Consider the following 21290-nt stretch of genomic DNA (forward strand, 5'->3'; position numbering starts at 1 on the left):
ATCCCCCTAAATAGGTAATTATGGGTATCGATTGCGCGAGATCAAACCTTTTGCTGAGTTTTCGCGCACTGTATAGACCCTGCAATCACATTTCGTTATTTACTGATTTATATAACGATTGTTTGGGCGCCCTGTTATCAATAAAGAGAACGGTACTAATAACCCATTTATTAAGCACCTGCGTAAAATGATGACGCCCTACCGCCCTTTTTATCGCTGTCATACGAAATAGGTATATTAGATTGCTCGTAAAACGTTCGGTTACCAGCACCTTGGCTAAAACGCTGGCCGCTATTGTGATCCTCTCGGTTCTCTCGACCGGCATCGCACTTGTTACCGTTGCAAGCAGTTTAAGCGATGCCGAAGCGGTGAATATCGCAGGCTCACTGCGCATGCAAAGCTATCGTCTAGCCTATGATTTAACTAATCATTCTGATGATGTCGCCGTACATCTGGCAGAGTACGAGCAATCGATGCAGGCTCCGGCCTTGAAAAAGCTCGACCGCTTTTATGTTCCATCCTCTGTTCGTGAAGAGTATAGACATCTACTGGAAACTTGGCTTTTATTAGACCAACAGCTTAAAGCGGGTAACAGTGACCAGTATCTTGCCCATGTCGCCCGTCATGTCAGCCAAATCGATCATTTTGTCTTGGTACTTCAGCACTATTCTGAACAAAAAATGCAGCAAGTGGCGGCGATCAGTTTGCTAGGCGTTTTGATGATCATCGGGCTGGTTTGGTTTGCGATTCGCACCACGCGCCGCGAGGTTGTCTCCCCGCTCAATAAGCTGCTGAATGCCAGCCAGCGTATGCAGAGTGGCTATTTTTCTCCGATGCAGTTGGACGTTAACCTTCCTAATGAAATTGGTGTGTTATCAAAAACCTTCATCAGAATGTCCAGCGAACTTGAAAAGCTGTATCGCTCTCTTGAGGACAAAGTTCAGGAGAAGACAGAGAGTCTGACACAGGCGAATAAATCACTCGGCGTGCTTTTTGATTGTTCTCAGGCGCTAACCGTCAGCGAAATCACCCAGCCCAGCTTTGAGAAAGTGCTTAACATCGTGCGCACCAGCGAAGCCTTAGATTTTCTAGAGTTAGAAGTTCATGACAGCGGTAACGGTCGTTGGCTATTACACAGTGGGCAACTGGATGATTCAGTTCCCACGTCAGCCATACCGCTGACGCTGGATGGACATCGGTTGGGGGAATTACGCTGGCCTCAGCATCAACATCCCCAGCAGCAGTTGATGCAAAACGTCGCTAATATGCTTAGCCGAGGGGTCTATTTCAACCGTGCGCAAAAGCAGCAGGTTCAGCTATTGTTGATGGAAGAACGCGCGACGATTGCGCGAGAACTGCATGACTCGCTGGCTCAAGCGCTCTCGTTCCTGCGTATCCAGATAACGCTGCTCAAACGTTCAATTCCTACCGAGAACACCCAAGCGCAGGCAATCATTCGTGATTTTGATCAAGCACTGTCTGACGCCTATCGCCAACTGCGTGAATTATTGGCCACTTTTCGCTTAACTATTCAGGAAGCTGATTTGCGCGAAGCCTTACATCAGCTATTAGCGCCATTAAAATTGCAAACTGATGCCATTATTACGCTAAACTGTGCCCTTTCTTCGCAGTCACTTAACGCTCAGCAGCAAGTTCACGTCTTGCAAATTGTGCGCGAAGCCGTACTAAACGCCATCAAACATGCTCAGGCAAAACACATCGGAATACGCTGTCATTACGGGCCTGAAGGCGAAAGCGTGATCAGTATTCAAGATGACGGCGTTGGGATAGCCAGCCTTGAGGAACCCGATGGACACTACGGCCTGACGATTATGGCCGAACGGGCGACACGACTGGGTGGTGAACTGACCATCCGCACGGTGCCCCCAGCAGGTACAGAGGTTTCGTTGATTTTTCAGCACTGATGGTCAGCGACAATAGGTATTTAATTAAAATTTAATAGTAATAGGCAACGGATAACCGCCCCTATTATTTATTTCGGAGCATTTTATGGAAAATGAAAGCTACGCAGTTATGATCGTGGACGATCATCCGCTTATGCGCCGCGGAATTCGTCAGCTACTTGAGCTCGATCCTGCCTTTAACGTAGTTGCAGAAGCCAGCAGCGGTAGCGAAGCGATTGCATTGGCCAGTCGCGCCCAGCCCGACGTGATCTTATTAGATCTCAATATGAAAGGGTTATCAGGCTTAGATACGCTGAAGGCGCTGCGTAATGAGGGCGTTGATGCGCGCATCATTATTCTCACCGTTTCGGATTCACGCAGTGATGTTTATGCTTTGGTTGATGCCGGTGCAGATGGTTATTTACTGAAAGATAGCGAGCCAGAAACGTTGCTATCACAGATCCATCAGGCAGCAAGCGGTAAAAACGTCTTTAGTGACATCATCAGCGAATACTTAGCGTCACGCACTGAATTGACCGATCCTTTTGCCGATCTGACTGAGCGTGAACTCGATGTGCTGCAGGAAGTCGCTCGTGGTCTGTCTAATAAGCAAATCGCTTCACAGCTGCATATTTCCGAAGAGACGGTGAAAGTACATATCCGCAACCTACTGCGCAAGCTCAACGTACGCTCGCGCGTGGCGGCAACCGTTTTGTATTTAGAACACAAAAACCAATAATACCGACAATGGGCGATGACCAAACGGTTGTCGCTCACCCTTCTCAACCAATCCATGAATTAAATCGCTGCCAGCAGTTGTTCAGCATGCTTTTTAACCCACATTTCGTTTAACGGCCCCCAGTTTTTTAACTGATAGTAACCGTCGTTGTTACGTACGCCTTCTTGGACAAAATCCAGTTCAATACCCATTCCCGGCAATGCTTTGATCACATCCTGTAAGGTTCTACGCGGCCAGCCGGTCACCTGCATAAGGTGAGGAACATTCGGCTTCTCCAGATGGCTAATCAGCCAACAGAGATATAAACGTCGCGCAAACACAGGGTTAAAGTCCATTTGTTCTCCTAATTTACCCACCAGTGGCTGAAGTTAGAGCCAAAAATGATTAATGACACAGCTATTGTAGGTAATTTAGCAAGAAAGAAAAGGAAGCAAGGCAGAAATCAACGGCATCTAGATGCAGCGAGAGTCAGAATGAATAGTAAAACATCTGACTATTATTAATTAATCTGTAATATTTCATTTTATTTAATTCTTCTTTAATTAAGAATTACCTATATGCAAATTAATTGACCGAAAGATCCATTCATTAAATAGTTTAATATAGTTTCATCATAAAACGTGATCATTAATGATAAAAATCGCTCACTGGATACATGAAATAGAAAACAAACAAAATGACATGGATATTTTAGTCTAAAAAGCGTCAATACTGTCGCATTGCTATATTATCTAAAATGGATTACAAAGAGCATCCAATAGCATTGCTTATGTATCTAATAACTTCGAATCCGAGTAAGCATTCAGCTTTAGCTACATTGCAATAAAAATAGTTCTATTTTAATGAGAAAGGCGTGAGCATACATGCTAATAAAATTGATATATTTTACAACTTAATCGCATTGTTTTTATTAATTTTAAATATGTCATTTAACTAACTTATTACGGAGAATAATATCGTGAAACGGAATCTATTTATCGCCATTATGGCACTCTCATCAGCAACGACGTTTGCCGCAGAAATGAATGCAGGAAAAATTCATTTTACCGGCGAAATCATTGAACCAAGCTGCACTATCGTAGGCGATAACGGGACAGACTCTACAATTCCACTAGGAACCTACCCGACTTCGCTTTTCACTAGCGTAGGGGTAGAAACGGATCCCGTACCGCTTACCATCACTCTCAAGGATTGCCCTTTAAAAAGTGATGGACTTCCGGATATTCAACTGACCTTTACGGGCACCACCGTATTAACAGGTTCTAATACCTTATTAGACGTCAGCAAGATAACCACTGACGGCACAACCGCCGCGACCGGTGTTGGGATTGCCCTGAGCCCCGATGGCGCTCCCACAACACATCTTAAATTTGATGGTTCTGAAGGACAGGTTTACATACATTTAGCGTCGAATACATCAGACACGATTAGTGCATCATTTAACGCGCGTTACATATCATTTGCCCAACCAGTCACCGCAGGGCCGGCGGATGCTGATTTAACAGTGAATATTCTTTACCGTTAAATTTTAATTATTTCATCCGGCGTGTTATTAGCAATTTCGCTATAGCACGCCGATATTTCTAACATGGGAAAATTAGTTCCAACATAGATTTCCCCAAGATAATCTTCATTCATTAAAGGGCGCTGACATGCGAATTATTGTGCTGAGGGTTTGCTTTGTTATTCTCGCCTTTACCACCTTCAGCCATGCGGCAGGAATTCAAATTGGGCGAACACGCGTTATTTATGATGCTAGTAAGAAAGAAGTGGCCCTGTCGCTGAAAAATACAGAGAAAGAGCTACCGTGGCTTATTCAGTCATGGATTGACATCGGTGATGGAAAAACGCGTGGCCCTTTCATTGTGACCCCACCACTTTTCAGGCTTGATCCACAAAAAGAGCAAAACCTGCGTATCACCTGGTCAGGTCAAGCAATACCTACCGACCGAGAATCTTTGTTTTATATGAATGTGCGCACTATCCCCGCGATGGAAAAAAGTGACGATGAGAAAAATGTTCTTCGGCTGATATATAAAACACGCTTGAAATTATTTTGGCGGCCCACAGGGCTGAGCGGCACGCCTATTGACGCCTGCAAGAATCTAAAATTCAGCCGACAGGCAAACCAGTTGCATGTAACCAACAATGGCGACTACTACAGCGTTTTCGATACCTTAAAACTGAATACAACATCAATAAAAAATGCCGAAATGGTGGCCCCCAAAGCAACGGCACAATTTCTGCTTCCCAACACGGCTAATGGTTCGAACGTGACATGGCGCTGTATTACCGACTACGGCAATGCGTCAGATGAATTTACATCAAGTTTAACTCAGGACTAATGGTGCTTAATGGCTGCTAACGGATTGCGCCTAAACTTCTCCCGCTCTATTCGGCGATCCCATCCAATGTTAAGAACCTTAAGCGGTTTGCTTATGGTTGCCATGGGTAACGTCAACGCACAAGAATTTTACTTTGCGCCCTCCTCCCTTGAGGGGGATGGATTGTCACGGCAGGATATCGATTTATCGTTATTTTCAAAAGAGAATGGGCAGTTGCCCGGCACCTATCAGACGAAAATAAATATTAATAAACAGAATGTCGATGAGGGATCAATCACCTATATTAGCAGCAAAAGCGGTGCACTACTGCCACAGCTAACACCGCAGCAGCTACGGAAATGGGGCGTCCGCGTAGATGCCTATCCTGAACTGGCCAAGCTCACAGAAAACGAACCTCTGCACAAATCTATTGGCGACTACATTCCTTTTGCCTCAGCGGCGTTCGATTTTAATGCCATGACATTGCGCATCAGCATGCCGCAGGCGGCCATTGATGAGCATCATAATGAAAATATCGACCCCTCGCGCTGGAATGACGGTGTACCCGTACTGTTTGCTGATTACTCATTCTCTGGCTCTCAGCGTGAAAATGGGGGAAGCGACAGCAACAACGGCAGCAACAATAGCCAATACCTTAACCTACGCAGCGGCGCTAATCTGGGAGGATGGCGTTTACGCAATTATTCAACATGGCGACAATCCGATGATTCACAGTCTTGGCAGACGATTAATACTTGGATCCAGCACGACATCCATCAACTAGAAGCGCAATTTATTGCGGGTGAGAACAGCACTCGAGGTGATGTTTTTGATAGCCTGCAGTTTCGTGGAATCAACATCGCTTCTGACGACCAAATGCTCCCCTATAACCAGCGCGGCTTTGCGCCAATCATTCGTGGTATAGCCAGTTCTAATGCTGAAGTTTCGATACGGCAAAACGGCTACGTTATTTATCAAGCCAATGTGGCACCGGGTGCCTTTGAAATTAAGGATTTGTACTCGACCACCAACAGCGCAGACCTTGAAGTTACCATCAAAGAAGCCGATGGAACCGAGCATCGTTTCACTCAGCCCTACTCCAGCGTGGCTGTGATGCAACGTCCTGGCAATATTCGCTACGAAATGACGCTCGCCCGCTATCGCGCTGACGATAATCAGGCATCTAATGAACCGTTATTTGCCCAAGGCAGCGTCATTTATGGCCTTAATAATTATTTCACTCTTTTCGGTGGTTCCACCCTTTCATCAGACTATCAGGCTTTTGACGGCGGTATTGGCGTCGTTCTGGGCGACTTGGGCTCAGTGTCAACCGATGTAACGTGGGCACGTGCACGTTTGGATAATGACGAACAGCACGATGGGCAGTCTTGGCGCTTGATGTATACCAAGAAGATAGAGACCACGGACACTAACTTTTCGCTGGCGAGCTATCGCTATTCCACAAGTGGTTACTATAACTTTGCCGATGCAAATGAAAAATATGATGACAGCGATGACAACATCGACTGGTCGTACCGTTACAACAAACGCAGTCGAGTTCAGTTAAATATTAATCAGACCTTGCTAGATAGCAGTATATACATTTCTGCGTATCAACAAGATTATTGGCGGACCAATCATAAGGAACGCAGCATTTCGTCAGGCATCAACCGGACAATAGGCGACGTCAGCGTTAACCTTGCGTACACCTACAGCAAAACCAGCAATGACTCAGCCGATCAGATGCTGTCGCTAAGCTTTAGCGTCCCGTTATCACGCTGGCTGCCTAAAAGTTGGGCCAGCTATAATCTCAGCACCAGCAAACAGGGCGACACCAGCCATAGCGTTGGGCTTAACGGCACCTTGCTTGACGACGACCGGCTGAGCTACTCATTACAGCAGAGCCATACCAATCATGATGGTACTGACAATAGTAGTATTTATGGCAGCTACCGATCTCAATACGCTAATTTGAATGCAGGTTATTACTACGGGTCAGATAACTCTCGGCAGCTAACCTACGGCGTGAGCGGAGCCGTTGTGGCTCATCCAGCAGGTGTTACGCTCTCTCAACCGCTTGGCGATCAGTTTGCGATTGTCAGCGCGAAAGGTGCTTCCGGCGTGCGTTTTACTAACCAGCGCGGTGTACAAACCGACTACTTTGGCAATGCCATCATCCCTTCTCTAACGCCTTACCAAGAAAACATTATCTATATCGACACCACCAGTCTGCCAGACGATGTCGATACAGATGAAACAACCATGACGGTTGTTCCCAGCCGTAGTGCTGCGGTCAGCACGCAATTTACAGCACATGTGGGTTATCGCGCGCTGATCGCATTAACGCGACCTGATGGCCGCATTATTCCCTTTGGTGCAGTGGCCAGCGTCGACGGATTAACGCTCAGCGGTATCGTGGATGACCGTGGCGTGTTGTATCTCTCTGGCGTGAGTGAAAACGTGCCATTAACGGTGACATGGGGCAGTTCAGCACAACAACGCTGCCACGCCAGTGTCACGCTCTCCCCCTCTTCTGACTCGGCACCTAACGGTATTCGCCAGACCAGTGCACTCTGCAAGCCGGAGGCAAATCATGCAGAATAAAACCCCAACTAGCTGCATGCACCGCGTGCGTATGAAGAGCGTGCTTGTACTATTAACACTTTTCCCCCTGTGTGCTCAGGCAGCAACCACCGTATTGCAAGGATGTTTCTCCACGATCGCTGATTACGCCATTAACATTAATACCGAAATACCGTCTGCGCAGAACAGGAATGGAAGCACAATTGTTATTAATGATCATATTATCGGTGATGGACCGTCAATAACCGCCAACTGCGCGTGCCCAAGGAACCTATACTCTAACACTACCATTTATGAAACTACGGCGGCTGGTAGCCCACTTCCCCCTGGACGAACTGGCTATGGCTATTTAACCGATCATCTCGATGTAGATATCACCGGCTATACCGACTCAATAAACTCACCCGACGGTAGCGGCCTACAGCCAATTAGCATCAGTACTTATCCAACGCCATTCTCGAGCATGGCAAAAGTCAACGATTCCTTGATAAAGCCGACGGAAGGCACTGACGACGTTTGCAGTGACGCAACACGGCCTAGCGGTGGTAGCGCAACGAAGAGAGGTTTTAAATGGAATGTCATCGCCCTAAGCATTTACGTAAAAAAAGCGATTTTAGGCGAGGAGATCATTCCATCCACTATTGTTGCCCAAAACTACTCGTGTCTCGCCATGGGTAACTATTGCTCTCTGAGTGATACTAAACAGGTCTCCAATATTCGAATAGCCGGTAAAATCACCGCACCACTGACCTGTACGATTAATGCAGGCAGCACGATTGAGATAGAATTAGGCAATATTGTGACTTCCCAATTCGTTTCCCAAAGCCAGCCTCCGGCGAGCTACACGCTAAAAAACGTTGATATTGCCTACCACTGCGACGATCCTGCCGCCGCAAACTCAGGGAAAATCAAATTTAGCCTTAGCGCCGATCAAGGTGTTGTGCCAGACAGCAATAACCTAATTGCCCGCATGCTTAATCGCAATGATGTCGGCGTACGCATGTATGATCAAAATAGTAATGATGTTGTATTAGATGGTTCGCTTGATTTACCTGTCACGCTGGACACTCAGGGAAATGGCAAGATCAGCATGAAAGCCGCGCCGGTCAGTACCACTACAAATCGTCCACAACCTGGAAAATTTGAAGGTAACGTGACGGTCAAGATGGAACTGCGCTAAAATTCGTCGTCCTGTTTCGGCAGGGCGACACTATATTTTTGTTTCAATTTTACGCAAACATACAGTCAGAGAGGGCAACTGCAGTAAATTCATGCTATGCGAAAAAATATTTACCATTTCTCCTTTTTTTCTCCACGTTTTGAACCCGCCAACAGGATAAAGTGCGTTAGCATGGATCGGTTTACGTCTAGACTTCCACTTTCAAGCATAAGAGTAAGCGTTATGAGGGTATTCACCCGTGGCTAATTTCTTTATCGATCGCCCAATTTTTGCTTGGGTTATCGCCATTATTATCAGCCTGACCGGGTTGCTAGCAATTAACTCACTGCCCGTTGAGCAGTACCCCAATCTAGCGCCACCGACGGTGCGTATCAGCGCATCTTATCCTGGCGCATCAGCGCAAACGCTTGAGAATACCGTCACCCAGATCATTGAACAGAATATGACGGGATTGGACGGTTTGCTTTATATGTCCTCACAAAGCAGCAGCACCGGCAGTGCCACAATCACGCTGACATTTCAGGCGGGTATAAATCCTAACGAAGCCATGCAGCAGGTGCAAAATCAGCTGCAAGGCGCCACGCGTAAACTGCCACAAGACGTGCAACAACAAGGCATCACGGTTTCCAAATCGGGTGATAACAGCCTGATGACCGTTGCGTTTGTGTCAACAGACCACAGCATGACGCGACAGGACATTGCCGATTATGTTGCCAGCAACCTGCAGGATCCAATTAGCCGTATCGACGGCGTCGGCAGCGTCGATGCCTTCGGCTCACAGTACGCAATGCGTATCTGGCTCGATCCGAACAAGCTTAATAGCTACAACCTCACCAGCCAAAATGTGGTGAATGCGATTGAAACCCAAAACAACCAAATCGCCGTTGGGCAAGTCGGCGGAACACCGTCGGTGAATGGTCAGGCGCTGAACGCCACCATGAATGCTCAAGCCCAGTTGCAAACGCCGGAACAGTTCCGAGATATCACGCTCAGAGTCAATGCAGATGGTTCTTACGTTACCTTAGGTGACGTTGCTACCGTAGAACTCGGGGCGGAAAACTATGACTATTTGAGCCGTTACAACGGAATGCCAGCCTCAGGGATGAGTATTAAACTCGCGTCTGGCGCCAACGAATTAGCTACCGATAAGCTGGTTAAAGCTAAGCTCGGCGAGCTTGAACAGTATTTCCCACACGGTCTGAAGGTTGAATATGCATACGAAACCACGCCGTTTGTACAAGCATCGATCAAGGACGTTGTAAAAACGCTGTTTGAAGCGATTTTCCTCGTGTTCTTGGTTATGTATCTGTTCTTGCAAAATTTCCGCGCTACGCTGATCCCAACCATCGCCGTTCCGGTCGTTTTGCTGGGCACGTATGCGGTGCTTTACGCCTTTGGCTACAGCATCAATACGCTCACGATGTTTGCCATGGTGCTAGCCATCGGACTACTGGTCGATGATGCGATAGTCGTTGTCGAAAACGTAGAACGCGTCATGGCCGAGGAAGGACTCTCACCGAGAGAAGCCACGCGAAAATCCATGGCGCAGATCCAGAGTGCGCTGGTCGGTATTGCACTGGTGCTGTCTGCGGTGTTTGTACCCATGGCCTTTTTCGGTGGCACCACCGGCGCCATTTACCGCCAATTCTCAATCACCATTGTTTCCGCGATGGTTTTCTCTGTTCTAGTCGCGTTGATCCTTACCCCAGCGCTGTGCTCTACCCTGCTTAAACCAATTAAAAAGGGCGAGGTTCATACGAAGCGAGGCTTCTTTGGCTGGTTTAACCGCGTATTTGATCGCAGTACTCGCCAATATGAAAATGGTGTTGCTCGCGTCATTCGTAACAGCGGTAAAACCATGCTGCTGTATCTACTGATTATTGTTGGTCTAGCACTCGCATTCACCCGCTTGCCAACGTCATTCTTACCGCTCGAAGACCGAGGGGTCTTCATGACCCAGATCCAGTTGCCTGTGGGTTCAACCCAGCAGCAGACGCTCAAAGTGGTCGAGAAAGTTGAGAACTATCTGTTGCAGGATGAAAAGAAAAACGTTGTTTCCGTCTTCTCAATTATTGGCTCTGGGCCTGGGGGTAATGGTCAGAACGTGGCACGTATGTTTGTCCGTTTAAAGCATTGGGACGAGCGCACCGGGCCTGATGACACGTCGTTTGCCATTATTGATCGCGCAACAACGGCATTTGGTAAAATTAAAGAAGCGAGAGTGTTTGCCAGCAGCCCGCCAGCGATCTCCGGTTTAGGCAACTCTGCCGGTTTTGATATGGAACTGGAAGACCATGCGGGCCTCGGCCATGCTGAACTGATGAAAGCGCGTGATACGCTGCTAGCTGCCGCAGCTAAAGAACCGCTCTTGACGCGAGTTCGCCACAACGGCTTGGATGACAGCCCACAGCTACAGGTAAACATTGACCAACGTAAAGCACAGGCGCTTGGCGTTGATATTGACGATATCAACAGCACCCTAAAAACGGCGTGGGGTTCGACCTACGTCAACGACTTCCTCGACCGAGGCCGCGTTAAAAAAGTGTATGTTCAGGGGGCGGCGCCTTATCGTATGCTGCCAGATGATATTTACCGTTGGTACGTGAATAACAGCAGTGGTGCAATGGTGCCGTTCTCCGCTTTCGCGAACAGCACATGGACATCAGGTTCACCACGACTCGAACGCTATAACGGTATCGCAGCGCTGGAAATCGTTGGGGAAGCGGCTACGGGTGTGAGTACCGGTACGGCGATGGATATTATGGAACGCCTTGTCAGCCAATTGCCGAATGGTATCGGTTTGGAATGGACGGGGATGTCTTATCAGGAACGCCTCTCCGGTGCGCAAGCGCCAGCGCTTTACGCCATTTCATTGCTGGTGGTATTCCTGTGTCTGGCTGCATTATACGAAAGTTGGTCAATTCCCTTCTCCGTTATGCTGGTGGTACCTTTGGGCGTATTAGGCGCGGTATGCGCGACGTGGATACGTGGTCTGGAGAACGATGTTTACTTCCAAGTCGGTTTACTTACCATCATTGGACTTTCAGCAAAAAACGCGATCTTAATTGTTGAATTCGCCAACGAGCTTCATCGCTCTGGTAAAGATTTATTAGAAGCTACACTGGAAGCCTGTCGGCTACGACTACGCCCAATTTTGATGACCTCATTAGCATTTATCTTTGGCGTATTGCCAATGGCAATCAGCCACGGCGCAGGTTCAGGCAGCCAACATGCCGTCGGTACTGGTGTATTAGGAGGGATGTTCACCGCGACCTTCCTTGCTATCTTCTTCGTACCAGTGTTCTTCATTTTGGTTCGTCGCCGTTTCCCAGGAAAAACTGCGTCAGCGATTGAACCTGAAGAAATCGTCCCGCCGAATGAATAGTCATTAATGAGCAAAAGGCAGCCGCTTGGCTGCCTTTTTTATGGGATATGACCCTTGGTGTTTGGCTTATCACAAAGTTATTAATGATATGGGCTTAAAACGATCTCTTCATTGCCGACTGCCTCAAACTCACTACCGATAACTAGCTTACTGCCCGACCAGTTTCAGAATTACTGGTGCTTGTTTTGCAACATGGCGTCAATAAACGCTTTCCAGTTGCTCAGTTCTGTATCAATCATATTTACGTCTTTTGTGGCCTACATAATTTAGTACCCGCACATGATAACCTTTTAGAGACCAGCGGTGAATAATTGACCTATTCGATATTTCTATCGATTTGACGCTTAGCAGCCGCAATTAAGGTAAGTACGCCGATCAAATTGACATAGTCGGAGCACTCTTAGGGCTAACACTCTGGATCAAGAGCTCTTTTTCCCGCATTATGTGTTAAATAATTTAACAACATCAGCCCATCCCGATCTGCATAGTCATAAAATAATTTGCCAGATCGTGAGCTAAAACACAGGGACTCTGCCGTATGACAGCACACTCAGAAAATACGTCTCTTTACCTTTACGGTATTAAAAACTGCGATACGATCAAAAAAGCTAAAAAGTGGCTAGAAGAACAGCAGATTGCCTATCAATTCCATGATTACCGTGCCGACGGCCTAGATGCTGAACTGCTATGCACCTTTATCGATCAGTTGGGTTGGGAGTCACTGCTTAATACGCGTGGTACAACCTGGCGTAAACTCGATGAGTCTGTGCGCCAAAGTATCAATAATCCTGATTCAGCTGCTGAATTGATGCTGGCGCAGCCCGCAATCATCAAGCGGCCACTGCTCGCCCATAATCAGCGCATGCTGCTGGGATTCAATCCTGATCAATACACACAATTTTTAGCTGAGGAGAAAATACGATGACCTGCCCTGTTCTTGAGCTCACTCAGCAACTAATAAAATGCCGTTCCGTTAGCCCTGAAGATGCGGGCTGCCAAGATCTGTTAATTGACCGCCTCAAAGCGGTTGGCTTTACCATTGAAGACATGACCTTTGGTGATACACGAAATTTCTGGGCCTATCGCGGCGGAAAAGGGCCCACGCTGGCCTTCGCAGGTCATACCGACGTGGTTCCAAGCGGCGATGAATCTAAATGGACGAACCCGCCCTATGAACCGACCTTACGCGACGGCATGATCTATGGCCGAGGTGCCGCTGACATGAAAGGTTCATTGGCGGCGATGGTAGTTGCAGCTGAGCGTTTTGTCGAAGCAAACCCTGATCATCAAGGTCGCCTCGCCTTTTTGATCACTTCAGATGAAGAAGCTAGTGCGGTAAACGGCACGGTTAAAGTGGTTGAGCAACTGACAGCGAGAAAAGAAAAAGTAGAATATTGCTTAGTGGGCGAGCCATCCAGCACCGAAAGAGTTGGGGACGTTGTCAAAAATGGCCGTCGTGGGTCAATGACCGCGAACCTCTACATCCAAGGTATTCAAGGCCATGTCGCCTACCCGCACCTAGCTGATAACCCGATTCATAAAGCCGCACCGATGCTTCACGAACTCGTGAATGAAATCTGGGATGAGGGCAACGAATTTTTCCCGCCGACCAGCATGCAAATTGCCAATATGGCGGCAGGAACGGGAAGCAACAACGTGATCCCCGGTGAACTTTATGTACAGTTTAATTTCCGTTTCAGCACCGAATCGACGGTAGAATCAATTAAGGCTCGTGTAAAAGACCTGCTAGATCGCCATCAGTTAAATTATAAATTAGAATGGAATGTATCAGGGTTACCTTTCTTGACCCCGCGAGGTCATCTGGTCGATGCCGTCGTCAACGCCATTGAGCATTATGGGGAAATAACGCCTCAGTTGCTGACTACCGGCGGCACTTCTGATGGACGCTTTATCGCGCAGATGGGCACTCAGGTGGTTGAACTGGGGCCAGTCAATGCCACTATTCATAAAATTGATGAATGTGTTCATGCCGCTGACCTACAATTACTCAGCCGTATGTACCAAAGAATCATGGAGCAACTCATCGTATGATGACGATGGCAATGCTGACCGGACAAAGCACAGAGCATCTTGCCGTGCTCTGCGGTCATCATCGTTTACAGCCTGAGGCCATTGAGGCTTTTCAGGCATTACAACGTGCGGCAAAAAATGCGGGATTTAATTTACAGCCCGCAAGTACGTTTAGAGATTTCGCTCGCCAGCAGGCTATTTGGAATGCCAAGTTTGAAGGTGAGCGCGCCGTTCTAGATGAAAATAGCCAGCCGATAGACATCAGTACGCTAACCAACGGAGAGCTGTGCTGCGCCATTTTACGCTGGTCTGCGCTGCCCGGAGCTAGCCGACACCATTGGGGAACCGATCTTGATATCTACGATCCTGACCTCCTACCTGAGGGTAAAAAACTTCAGCTAGAGCCATGGGAATATCTTGAGGGTGGATATTTCTCTGCCTTGAGTCAATGGCTAACAGCTAATATGGAGCAGTTTGGTTTCTATCGTCCATTTAGTGATGAAGAACAAGGCGTTGCAGTAGAGCCGTGGCATCTCAGTTATCGGCCACTATCAAGGTTAGCAGAACATCAACTAACTGAAGACGTACTTAAAAATGCCTGGCAAGGGCAGCATATTGCCGGTTCAGATTGGCTAATCCCTCATCTGTCCGACGTTTTTTCTCGTTTTATTACCGTAAAAGACAGGGGGCAGCCATGCAATGGTTAGCCGACTACTGGTGGATAATTCTACTAGTTTTGATTGGGATGGTCTGGAATGGGATGAAAGCTTTGCTCAAAGTTGACCACAAAAGTTTTTTGAGCAATAAACCTGAATTGCCTCCGCATCGCGATAATAACGCAGAATGGGACAAGGACGACGACTGGCCAAAAAAACAATAAGCCGCTGCTCTTCTCCCCATATACCAAAGGGCAACGTAAGTTGCCCTTTGGTTATCGACTAAATAATTATTTAAACGCAATCAGATCGCCACGTTTCCCGCTTATAGCTTCATCCCAGTAGCGCTGGGGAATATATGCACGTAAACGCTCAAGCGCTAAATCCATCATATTCTGATCAATCGCATGGCCAATCGGCTCGATATCCAAAGTAAAATCGGAGCCCTGTTCACGCATTTTTTCTGCCGCACGTTGCGCATTCTCAATGGCAATCACTCGATCTTCGCTACCATGGATCATATGCACTACGGTATCGCCCAAACTTTTTTCCGGTAATGCTGCAAAGCGACCGCTAAACGACACGACCCTTCCAGCTAAATTGGGTACCGCTTTCACGGCTTCTAAAGCCATGATAGCGCCTTGCGAGAAGCCAACTAACGCAGTTGCAGCCGGATTCACATCAGCAACGCGCTGCCAATATCGCACGATCTCAATAAACTGTGGCATCGCTTCATTAACGCGCTCAATGCGATTCTCTTCCGTCACACCACTTACGGAAAACCACTGTAACCCTTGCCCACCAGAGATCAAGTGAGGAGAGCCTATGCTGACAACCAATGAATGTGGAAATGCTTGGGCAAAATACTCGCCAATACTTCCCATTGAGACAGGGTTATCACCAACGCCATGAAACAGCAAAATCAGCTGCTCTGCCGGTGTTGCAGGGCTTTGGACAACATGATGTTCGTGTTTCATTAGATACTCCTCGCTGGATAAAAAGATGTCATTCACCGACATCATCTGTTGAAGAGTACTATACGCCGAAGAATTCACAGGAAAATCGGGTTTCCCTGATGATGTTGTTCTATTTTTTTGCGCAATCGTCTGATTCAACGACCAGATAATAATGCAAAAAAATGGCCTCACTAAAGAGGCCATTTCATTCATTGGAGTTCCCTCTGTAGCCTAAGCTACAGAGGGAGTTCATACCAGATAACTGCCCGAAATCCTTTCAGCACAAAAGTTATCACTTGGACGCTAGCAATAACCTCTGCATACAGCTATCTCATAGTATGAATAGGTTACCAGCTGTATTTCACGCCAGCGTTAAGAGCCCATGGTTGGTCAACATCGCTGCCGCCCAAGTAGCTGTAACCAGCGTAAGTGCTGAAGTTCTTAGTAAAGTTAAACTGTCCACCTGCACCGACGCGTACTGCAGAGCCACCTTGACCGTTATCAATCTTGTCGCCGTTGATTTTGCCGTCATTGCTACCAGCATCATCATAAACGTAGGCCAGATTGAAGTACGGAGTCAGAGATTGCTCGTTCGCATAGTCAAAGCGGTAGTCAGCATTGATACCCGCTTCATAGCGCATGCTGTCGTAGCTTTGATCGTTAACAGCCATACCGTTGCTGGTACGATAGCTATCGCTATCCATGAACAGGCCTGAAACGCTAGCATACGGGCTCAGTTTACCTTGGGTATCAAGTGCGATGTCATAACCCAGTTTCAGACCGAAGCCCCAGCCGTCGTTGCTGGTTGAACCTGAAGTATGGTCGCCGTTGCTCATATCAGCATCCAAATCGTTGCTGTAATGCGCGTAGCTCAATGATGAATCCAAGAAGATATTGTTATCAAACTTAGCTGAAGAGTAGATACGAGCAGATTGGCTATCCTGATCTACGCTACCGCTATGGTCGCTAACATCGCCTTTTGCGAAGCCTGCAGACATACCAATCAGCCAGTTTGCGTAGTTGCCGTCGATAACTTTATCAACACCAATCATAACGCCGTTGATATCCTGATCGTAGTTAACAGCGCCGCCGTCAGCGTTGACATGACCACCGAAGTAGCTGACCCATGCACCACCAGCATCACCCACGCTATCACGAGTCTGAGTCTGGCGACGTTCCAGAGTATCCTGCTCCATATGCCAGATATTGGCATTAGCAGAAGGAATGCTCAGCGCCATGTTAGCCGCATCAGTCAATTCACGCTGGTTCAGAACGACAGTATCGCCACGTTGCTGTGCTTCATAGGTGTACGCACCCAAATCAGCTTTGTTGCCCGCAGTGAAGGTTGCATGCGTGTCAGTATTATTGTCGTATACGCGGATAACTTCTTTATCTTTGTAATCAGCAATAGAGCCTTTACCGGTTGCGTTATCAATACGCACGTTGTAGTTGCCGCTCACGTCGCCGTTAACGGCTAAGTGACCGTCAGAGTTAATAGCCACAACACCGTGGTCATAACCCGTCGCATTTACGTCATTGGTGACGTAACGCGCATTACCCATATCTGAATTCAAGACGTATTCACGGCTACCTACATTCAGGATACCGCCATCGCTTAATATCAGGCTATGAGTATCGGTCTGGCCTAAACCTAGGTTCAGCTCACCACCGTTGGTGACAGTAATGGTATTAGCATACAGAGCCGCAGTTTCTTCAGTCAGTTTAACCTGGCTGCCGCTGTTGATGTTCAGAGAGTCAGTAGCAACACCGTCGTTATAGCCATATACATCAGGGATAGTAGTCCCTGCGCTGTTGCTATCGCCGATCTGCATTGAAGAACCGTTATTCAGTGTAATGCTGTCAGCCAACAAGCTCGAATTCACAACATTAATTTGGGAACCGTTATTGACGGTCAAAGTGTCAATGTTAGAAGACTTACGGGTATCCCACTCAGAACTGTTATCTAGAGTAATATTGAACAGACCGCTCTGATAAACAGATGCTGAAGTGAGATCGCCATCGGCATTGAACTCATCCGTTGGCCACAGGCTATTAGGGCTGTAATCATACAAAGTATTAGTGCGTTCAACGCTAGACATCGCCGCACCAACCCACTTGCTACCGTTGGTTAATGTCAGGTTTAACGAATCTTGGTCATCCCAGCCATTGGTGTCTTTAATTCCATCGCCATTAGAATCATGGCCAACTGGATCAAAATTCTTATCAAATACGCTATAGAACAGAACATCGCCAGTCAACGTTGAATGATCAAACGTTGCAGTAGTTTGCATAGCGTTATCAATGCGACTTGCTGCAACAATCAATGCGGCATCGTCATAGCCAGCATCGCTTGTTCCGGCATAGTCACTTGGTTTGTTAGATTGACCATAAAAGCCTGTATTTCCCAACTCAGAGTATGCACCTGAAGTCACTACAGAATCTTTAACAGTTAAAGTATCTGTGAAAATCTCTGGGTTATTGGTTACATCATCTGGCCAATAGTAGTTCTGCGTTAAGGTAATACCTGCGATGTGTGAGTTATTCTGGATAACAATATTTGCTTCCTGATCCAGAGTAATTGCATTACCCAATCCGTAGGTATTATAAGTATCATGATCGCGAACATCATTGTTAGTCACGTCATAATCATAATGCTCGTAGGTATCATCGATTGTAGAATTATCAACGGTTAACTGTAATGTACCTAGTTTATGTTCGAAACCATCGCCAGCACATTCATCAGTTATACAAGATGATGTAACCATACCGTGAATAGTGCTGTTAGTAATATTTAAAGTGTCATCCGGACTGGTTAAATCGTAAGCAAGATAATAGGTTGAGATAACACCATTAACGACAGATTTATTGATTACTGGATAGATATCACCACCGTAATATCCGTCAGTTGTATTATTCCAGCCAACATAACCATCAAAATCTACATACCCATCAACAGAACTACCCGTGGTGGCACGAACATGATTGCCGTAACCAAGATCATGGCCGTATGTTTCGTATGTAGTACCTGAAATATCATTTGTAGCAGCTACTGCAGCTTGCGCCGCGATAGCCATAGAGCAAGCCAATGCCAGACGCGATAAAGCCGTCTTTTTCTTCCAAGAAGACATCTGTTATTCCCTCATTATAGGCAACGTTAATTCATAACCCATCAGAGATGAATATAGTTATGAATTGTTGATACTTTTAAAATATAAACTGCTGTTTGAAAGTGCGTTCGCCAAGATTCAGCGGAATTAAATAATAATTAAGGAGTAAATTTAATTCAACTAAAAAAGCATTTTAAATAGAAGAGAAATTAAGATGAATAAAAACAAAAAACTTTCAGAGTACCAAGTAATAATATCAATTTTATTAATCATAAATTAAATAAAACAAAATCACTGAAAACAAAGAAATATAATAGAAATTCAATAAACTACATATGACACTTAAATGATAAAAAAACAAACATCAACGCTATTTTTTGGAATGCTTTATAAAATAAGATACAAGATTCCTCAATACAGCTACCAGAGCCTTTTTACCTGAGATTTTGTATTTTTTACATAACAAATCAATGCTCATTTTTTCAGTTATAAAATCATTAAGAATGAAATTCCCTGCATTATCAGGAAATTTATCAGCACATCTAATTAGCGCATAAATAGAAACATCAAGCGGGCGAGAGGAATATGCAAAACCGTGAAGTTCATCCCAATCATCGTGGTTAAGGGACAGATCTTTTACCACCTTTACCGGCAGCTGAAGTTTGAGTTTTTGTTGGATAAAGTATCCATCACGCCGTAAACGTAGGCGTAATTTATCCAAAAGTGACCGCGAATGTGCATTGAAGGGCAACATCGCCATCGCCGTATAGCAACCGCTACTTGCCTCAAGGTGGGTACCAAAACGCACGAGCTCAAAGCCACATTGATGCCAGAAATGGTAAAGCTCTGGCGTATACCCAAAACTAACAGAAACAAAGTCTAGCCCTTCTTCTCGAGCTTGTTGAATAGCAGAAACCACCAACGATTTCGCGACGCCTTGGCGCCGCCATGCTGGAAATACCGCAATTCGACTTATTCGACGAGAACGTAATACCGCCGCCTGCCATTGACCACCGTGGGCGGCAAGAGATTGAGCAACTAAACTTCCTTTAGGCCGACGTTCACCAGCCCAAACAGCTTTAGCCAGTGGCTCATCTAATCCACCCTCATCAACCATCCACAACGCAGCTGCAATAACATCGCCAGCAAAACTGCCATACAAATGATTGCCTACGCCATCCATTAAACGACGTAAATCTAGCGGCGTTGTTTTGTAGTGTGCACTCGTGAGGAGCGTATAAAAATCACACATTTTATTTGGGCAAGTCAGCCATTCGGACTGACTCAGCCTTTTCGATTTAAATTCAATAGCCTTTACTTGTGGCTCTTGCGGCTCTTCAAATAACAGCAAAGACTTTAGCCAAGACTCAACGGGATCGCTGATTGCCCAACGCATAGGCTGTTCTAAGAAAAAGGTTCGGCAAGAGGGCAGAGAAGCACAGAATTTAAGTAAAAAACCACGTCCGGTACCTTCGTACCCTTGTACGGTTGTGGTCAATAACACCTGGGGGAAAAACGCGATTAGCTCACGCAGCATGGGGGCAGGAATCACGGCGGCTTCATCAATCAGCAACCAATCAACATCTTCAGGCGCTTGTTGTCGGCATTGTTCTAGCAGCGCGTCTGGCGCATAGAAATCAACGCCTTCGCCCTGTTGTGACAACATTTGCGTTGCCATTTTGCTTGGCCCTGTTACCCAGCATTTGCCCTTTACACGTTCTGCCAGCATACCCGCCAGCGTTGATTTTCCTCTACCACGTTCACCAATCACCACGTTAATAGGCTGCTTATCGTTCAACAGAGCTTGCAAAATACCTGTCTGCTCGGCCGTGGGCAATCCGTTTGGGCGTAGCCACTCAGAGCGCGGTTTCAGCGGAGGGATTTTTTGCTCGCCATTTTGCTTCCAAATAGCAATTTCCAGTTGTTCAAGCGTAACCCTTTGAAAATGATGAACGAAATGAGGAGTGGCAATAGGTTCAGGCTGTTCACTCCAACGCAGACTATCGAGATCTGGTTGGCTACCCCATTGCTCCCAGTCAGGAACTAAGACAATAAGCCAATGCCCTGCACTGATAGCGCCAGCCACCGCGGCTAGCGCTTCAGCGTGAAATCCTGCAGCTGCATTAAAAACCACATGCCCAAGTTCTTGCCCCAATAATCCTTTGGCAAGATGGGGAGCAATAGACCTAACCTCTTGCGGCGCGCTTTCACCAACCCACAGAAGCGGTGAACACAACGTCGGCAAAATCTCTGCCATAACCTGCTGATGCCAATCAGCATCACCGCTAACGATGAGTAAACGGCGAATACCCGCTCGCTGCATTGAGGAAATAGATGAAGAAAGCGGCATAAGAGTCTGCGTTGTCAGCAAAGTTAGCGGATGATTATACTCGAATTATTAGCGTACAGCGGTGCTATCACGTTG

15 protein-coding genes are annotated in these 21290 nt (G+C 46.7%); 11 read left to right on the top strand and 4 right to left on the bottom strand.

Annotation, left to right across the window (positions count from 1 at the left end; all coding sequences use genetic code 11):
• The first annotated feature begins 242 nt into the window (after nt 1-242).
• Both narQ and narP read left to right on the top strand, forming a co-directional pair.
• The gene (gene narQ, locus RSC70_RS03185) at nt 243-1925 is read left to right on the top strand and encodes a nitrate/nitrite two-component system sensor histidine kinase NarQ (protein ID WP_332541646.1); all 1683 of its coding nucleotides are present in this window, start codon (nt 243-245) and stop codon (nt 1923-1925) included.
• 85 nt (nt 1926-2010) lie between these two features.
• Nucleotides 2011-2643, top strand: a complete 633-nt coding sequence (gene narP / locus RSC70_RS03190; protein ID WP_046457091.1) for a nitrate/nitrite response regulator protein NarP — start codon at nt 2011-2013, stop codon at nt 2641-2643.
• 59 nt (nt 2644-2702) lie between these two features.
• On the opposite strand, the gene RSC70_RS03195 is transcribed toward narP, so the two are convergent.
• Nucleotides 2703-2978 (bottom strand): winged helix-turn-helix domain-containing protein, encoded by a 276-nt coding sequence (locus RSC70_RS03195; RefSeq protein WP_063586692.1) that lies wholly within the window; start codon nt 2976-2978, stop codon nt 2703-2705.
• A 623-nt stretch (nt 2979-3601) separates the two neighbouring features.
• Between RSC70_RS03195 and RSC70_RS03200 the strand changes: the two genes are divergently transcribed.
• From RSC70_RS03200 to RSC70_RS03240, 9 genes are all read left to right on the top strand, one after another.
• Nucleotides 3602-4168, top strand: coding sequence for a fimbrial protein (locus tag RSC70_RS03200; protein WP_332541647.1), 567 nt, complete (start codon nt 3602-3604; stop codon nt 4166-4168).
• Nucleotides 4169-4295: 127 nt separating this feature from the next.
• Complete coding sequence (locus RSC70_RS03205; protein WP_332541648.1) at nt 4296-4988, top strand: fimbrial biogenesis chaperone; 693 nt, start codon at nt 4296-4298, stop codon at nt 4986-4988.
• 66 nt (nt 4989-5054) lie between these two features.
• Complete coding sequence (locus RSC70_RS03210; RefSeq protein ID WP_332541650.1) at nt 5055-7571, top strand: fimbria/pilus outer membrane usher protein; 2517 nt, start codon at nt 5055-5057, stop codon at nt 7569-7571.
• Complete coding sequence (locus RSC70_RS03215) at nt 7561-8730, top strand: fimbrial protein (RefSeq protein ID WP_332541652.1); 1170 nt, start codon at nt 7561-7563, stop codon at nt 8728-8730. Before RSC70_RS03210 ends, RSC70_RS03215 begins: the two co-directional genes overlap by 11 nt.
• 238 nt (nt 8731-8968) lie before the next feature.
• Complete coding sequence (gene acrD, locus RSC70_RS03220; protein ID WP_332541654.1) at nt 8969-12115, top strand: multidrug efflux RND transporter permease AcrD; 3147 nt, start codon at nt 8969-8971, stop codon at nt 12113-12115.
• Nucleotides 12116-12653: 538 nt separating this feature from the next.
• On the top strand, nt 12654-13040 hold the full coding sequence (locus RSC70_RS03225) for an ArsC family reductase (protein WP_332541655.1): 387 nt from the start codon (nt 12654-12656) through the stop codon (nt 13038-13040).
• Nucleotides 13037-14167 (top strand): succinyl-diaminopimelate desuccinylase, encoded by a 1131-nt coding sequence (gene dapE, locus RSC70_RS03230; protein WP_234620067.1) that lies wholly within the window; start codon nt 13037-13039, stop codon nt 14165-14167. The genes RSC70_RS03225 and dapE overlap by 4 nt, the downstream gene beginning before the upstream one ends.
• Nucleotides 14164-14853, top strand: coding sequence for a M15 family metallopeptidase (locus tag RSC70_RS03235; RefSeq protein ID WP_282813973.1), 690 nt, complete (start codon nt 14164-14166; stop codon nt 14851-14853). Before dapE ends, RSC70_RS03235 begins: the two co-directional genes overlap by 4 nt.
• Nucleotides 14841-15026, top strand: a complete 186-nt coding sequence (locus tag RSC70_RS03240) for a YpfN family protein (protein WP_025797467.1) — start codon at nt 14841-14843, stop codon at nt 15024-15026. Before RSC70_RS03235 ends, RSC70_RS03240 begins: the two co-directional genes overlap by 13 nt.
• Nucleotides 15027-15092: 66 nt before the next feature.
• Here the strand turns inward: RSC70_RS03240 and ypfH are convergent, their stop codons facing one another.
• The 3 genes from ypfH to RSC70_RS03255 form a co-directional block, all read right to left on the bottom strand.
• A complete protein-coding gene (gene ypfH, locus RSC70_RS03245) occupies nt 15093-15779 on the bottom strand; it encodes an esterase (protein WP_234620065.1) in 687 nt (228 codons plus the stop codon).
• A 326-nt stretch (nt 15780-16105) separates the two neighbouring features.
• A complete protein-coding gene (locus RSC70_RS03250) occupies nt 16106-18886 on the bottom strand; it encodes an autotransporter outer membrane beta-barrel domain-containing protein (RefSeq protein WP_332541657.1) in 2781 nt (926 codons plus the stop codon).
• A gap of 349 nt (nt 18887-19235) precedes the next feature.
• Entirely contained in the window at nt 19236-21215 is a 1980-nt protein-coding gene (locus RSC70_RS03255) for a tRNA(Met) cytidine acetyltransferase TmcA (RefSeq protein WP_332541659.1), read from the bottom strand.
• Nucleotides 21216-21290 lie beyond the last annotated feature (75 nt).

The organism is Hafnia sp. (assembly GCF_036648275.1).
Classification (GTDB): Bacteria; Pseudomonadota; Gammaproteobacteria; order Enterobacterales; family Enterobacteriaceae; genus Hafnia; species Hafnia alvei.

What these genes read in the sequence shown, in the direction of transcription:
- narP (WP_046457091.1), top strand. Translation starts at nt 2,011, where the DNA reads ATGGAAAATGAAAGCTACGCAGTTATGATCGTGGACGATCATCCGCTT.
- RSC70_RS03210 (WP_332541650.1), top strand. Translation starts at nt 5,055, where the DNA reads ATGTTAAGAACCTTAAGCGGTTTGCTTATGGTTGCCATGGGTAACGTC.
- RSC70_RS03240 (WP_025797467.1), top strand. Translation starts at nt 14,841, where the DNA reads ATGCAATGGTTAGCCGACTACTGGTGGATAATTCTACTAGTTTTGATT.
- dapE (WP_234620067.1), top strand. Translation starts at nt 13,037, where the DNA reads ATGACCTGCCCTGTTCTTGAGCTCACTCAGCAACTAATAAAATGCCGT.
- RSC70_RS03250 (WP_332541657.1), bottom strand. Translation starts at nt 18,886, where the DNA reads ATGTCTTCTTGGAAGAAAAAGACGGCTTTATCGCGTCTGGCATTGGCT.
- RSC70_RS03205 (WP_332541648.1), top strand. Translation starts at nt 4,296, where the DNA reads ATGCGAATTATTGTGCTGAGGGTTTGCTTTGTTATTCTCGCCTTTACC.
- RSC70_RS03225 (WP_332541655.1), top strand. Translation starts at nt 12,654, where the DNA reads ATGACAGCACACTCAGAAAATACGTCTCTTTACCTTTACGGTATTAAA.
- RSC70_RS03255 (WP_332541659.1), bottom strand. Translation starts at nt 21,215, where the DNA reads ATGCCGCTTTCTTCATCTATTTCCTCAATGCAGCGAGCGGGTATTCGC.
- ypfH (WP_234620065.1), bottom strand. Translation starts at nt 15,779, where the DNA reads ATGAAACACGAACATCATGTTGTCCAAAGCCCTGCAACACCGGCAGAG.
- RSC70_RS03235 (WP_282813973.1), top strand. Translation starts at nt 14,164, where the DNA reads ATGATGACGATGGCAATGCTGACCGGACAAAGCACAGAGCATCTTGCC.
- RSC70_RS03195 (WP_063586692.1), bottom strand. Translation starts at nt 2,978, where the DNA reads ATGGACTTTAACCCTGTGTTTGCGCGACGTTTATATCTCTGTTGGCTG.
- RSC70_RS03215 (WP_332541652.1), top strand. Translation starts at nt 7,561, where the DNA reads ATGCAGAATAAAACCCCAACTAGCTGCATGCACCGCGTGCGTATGAAG.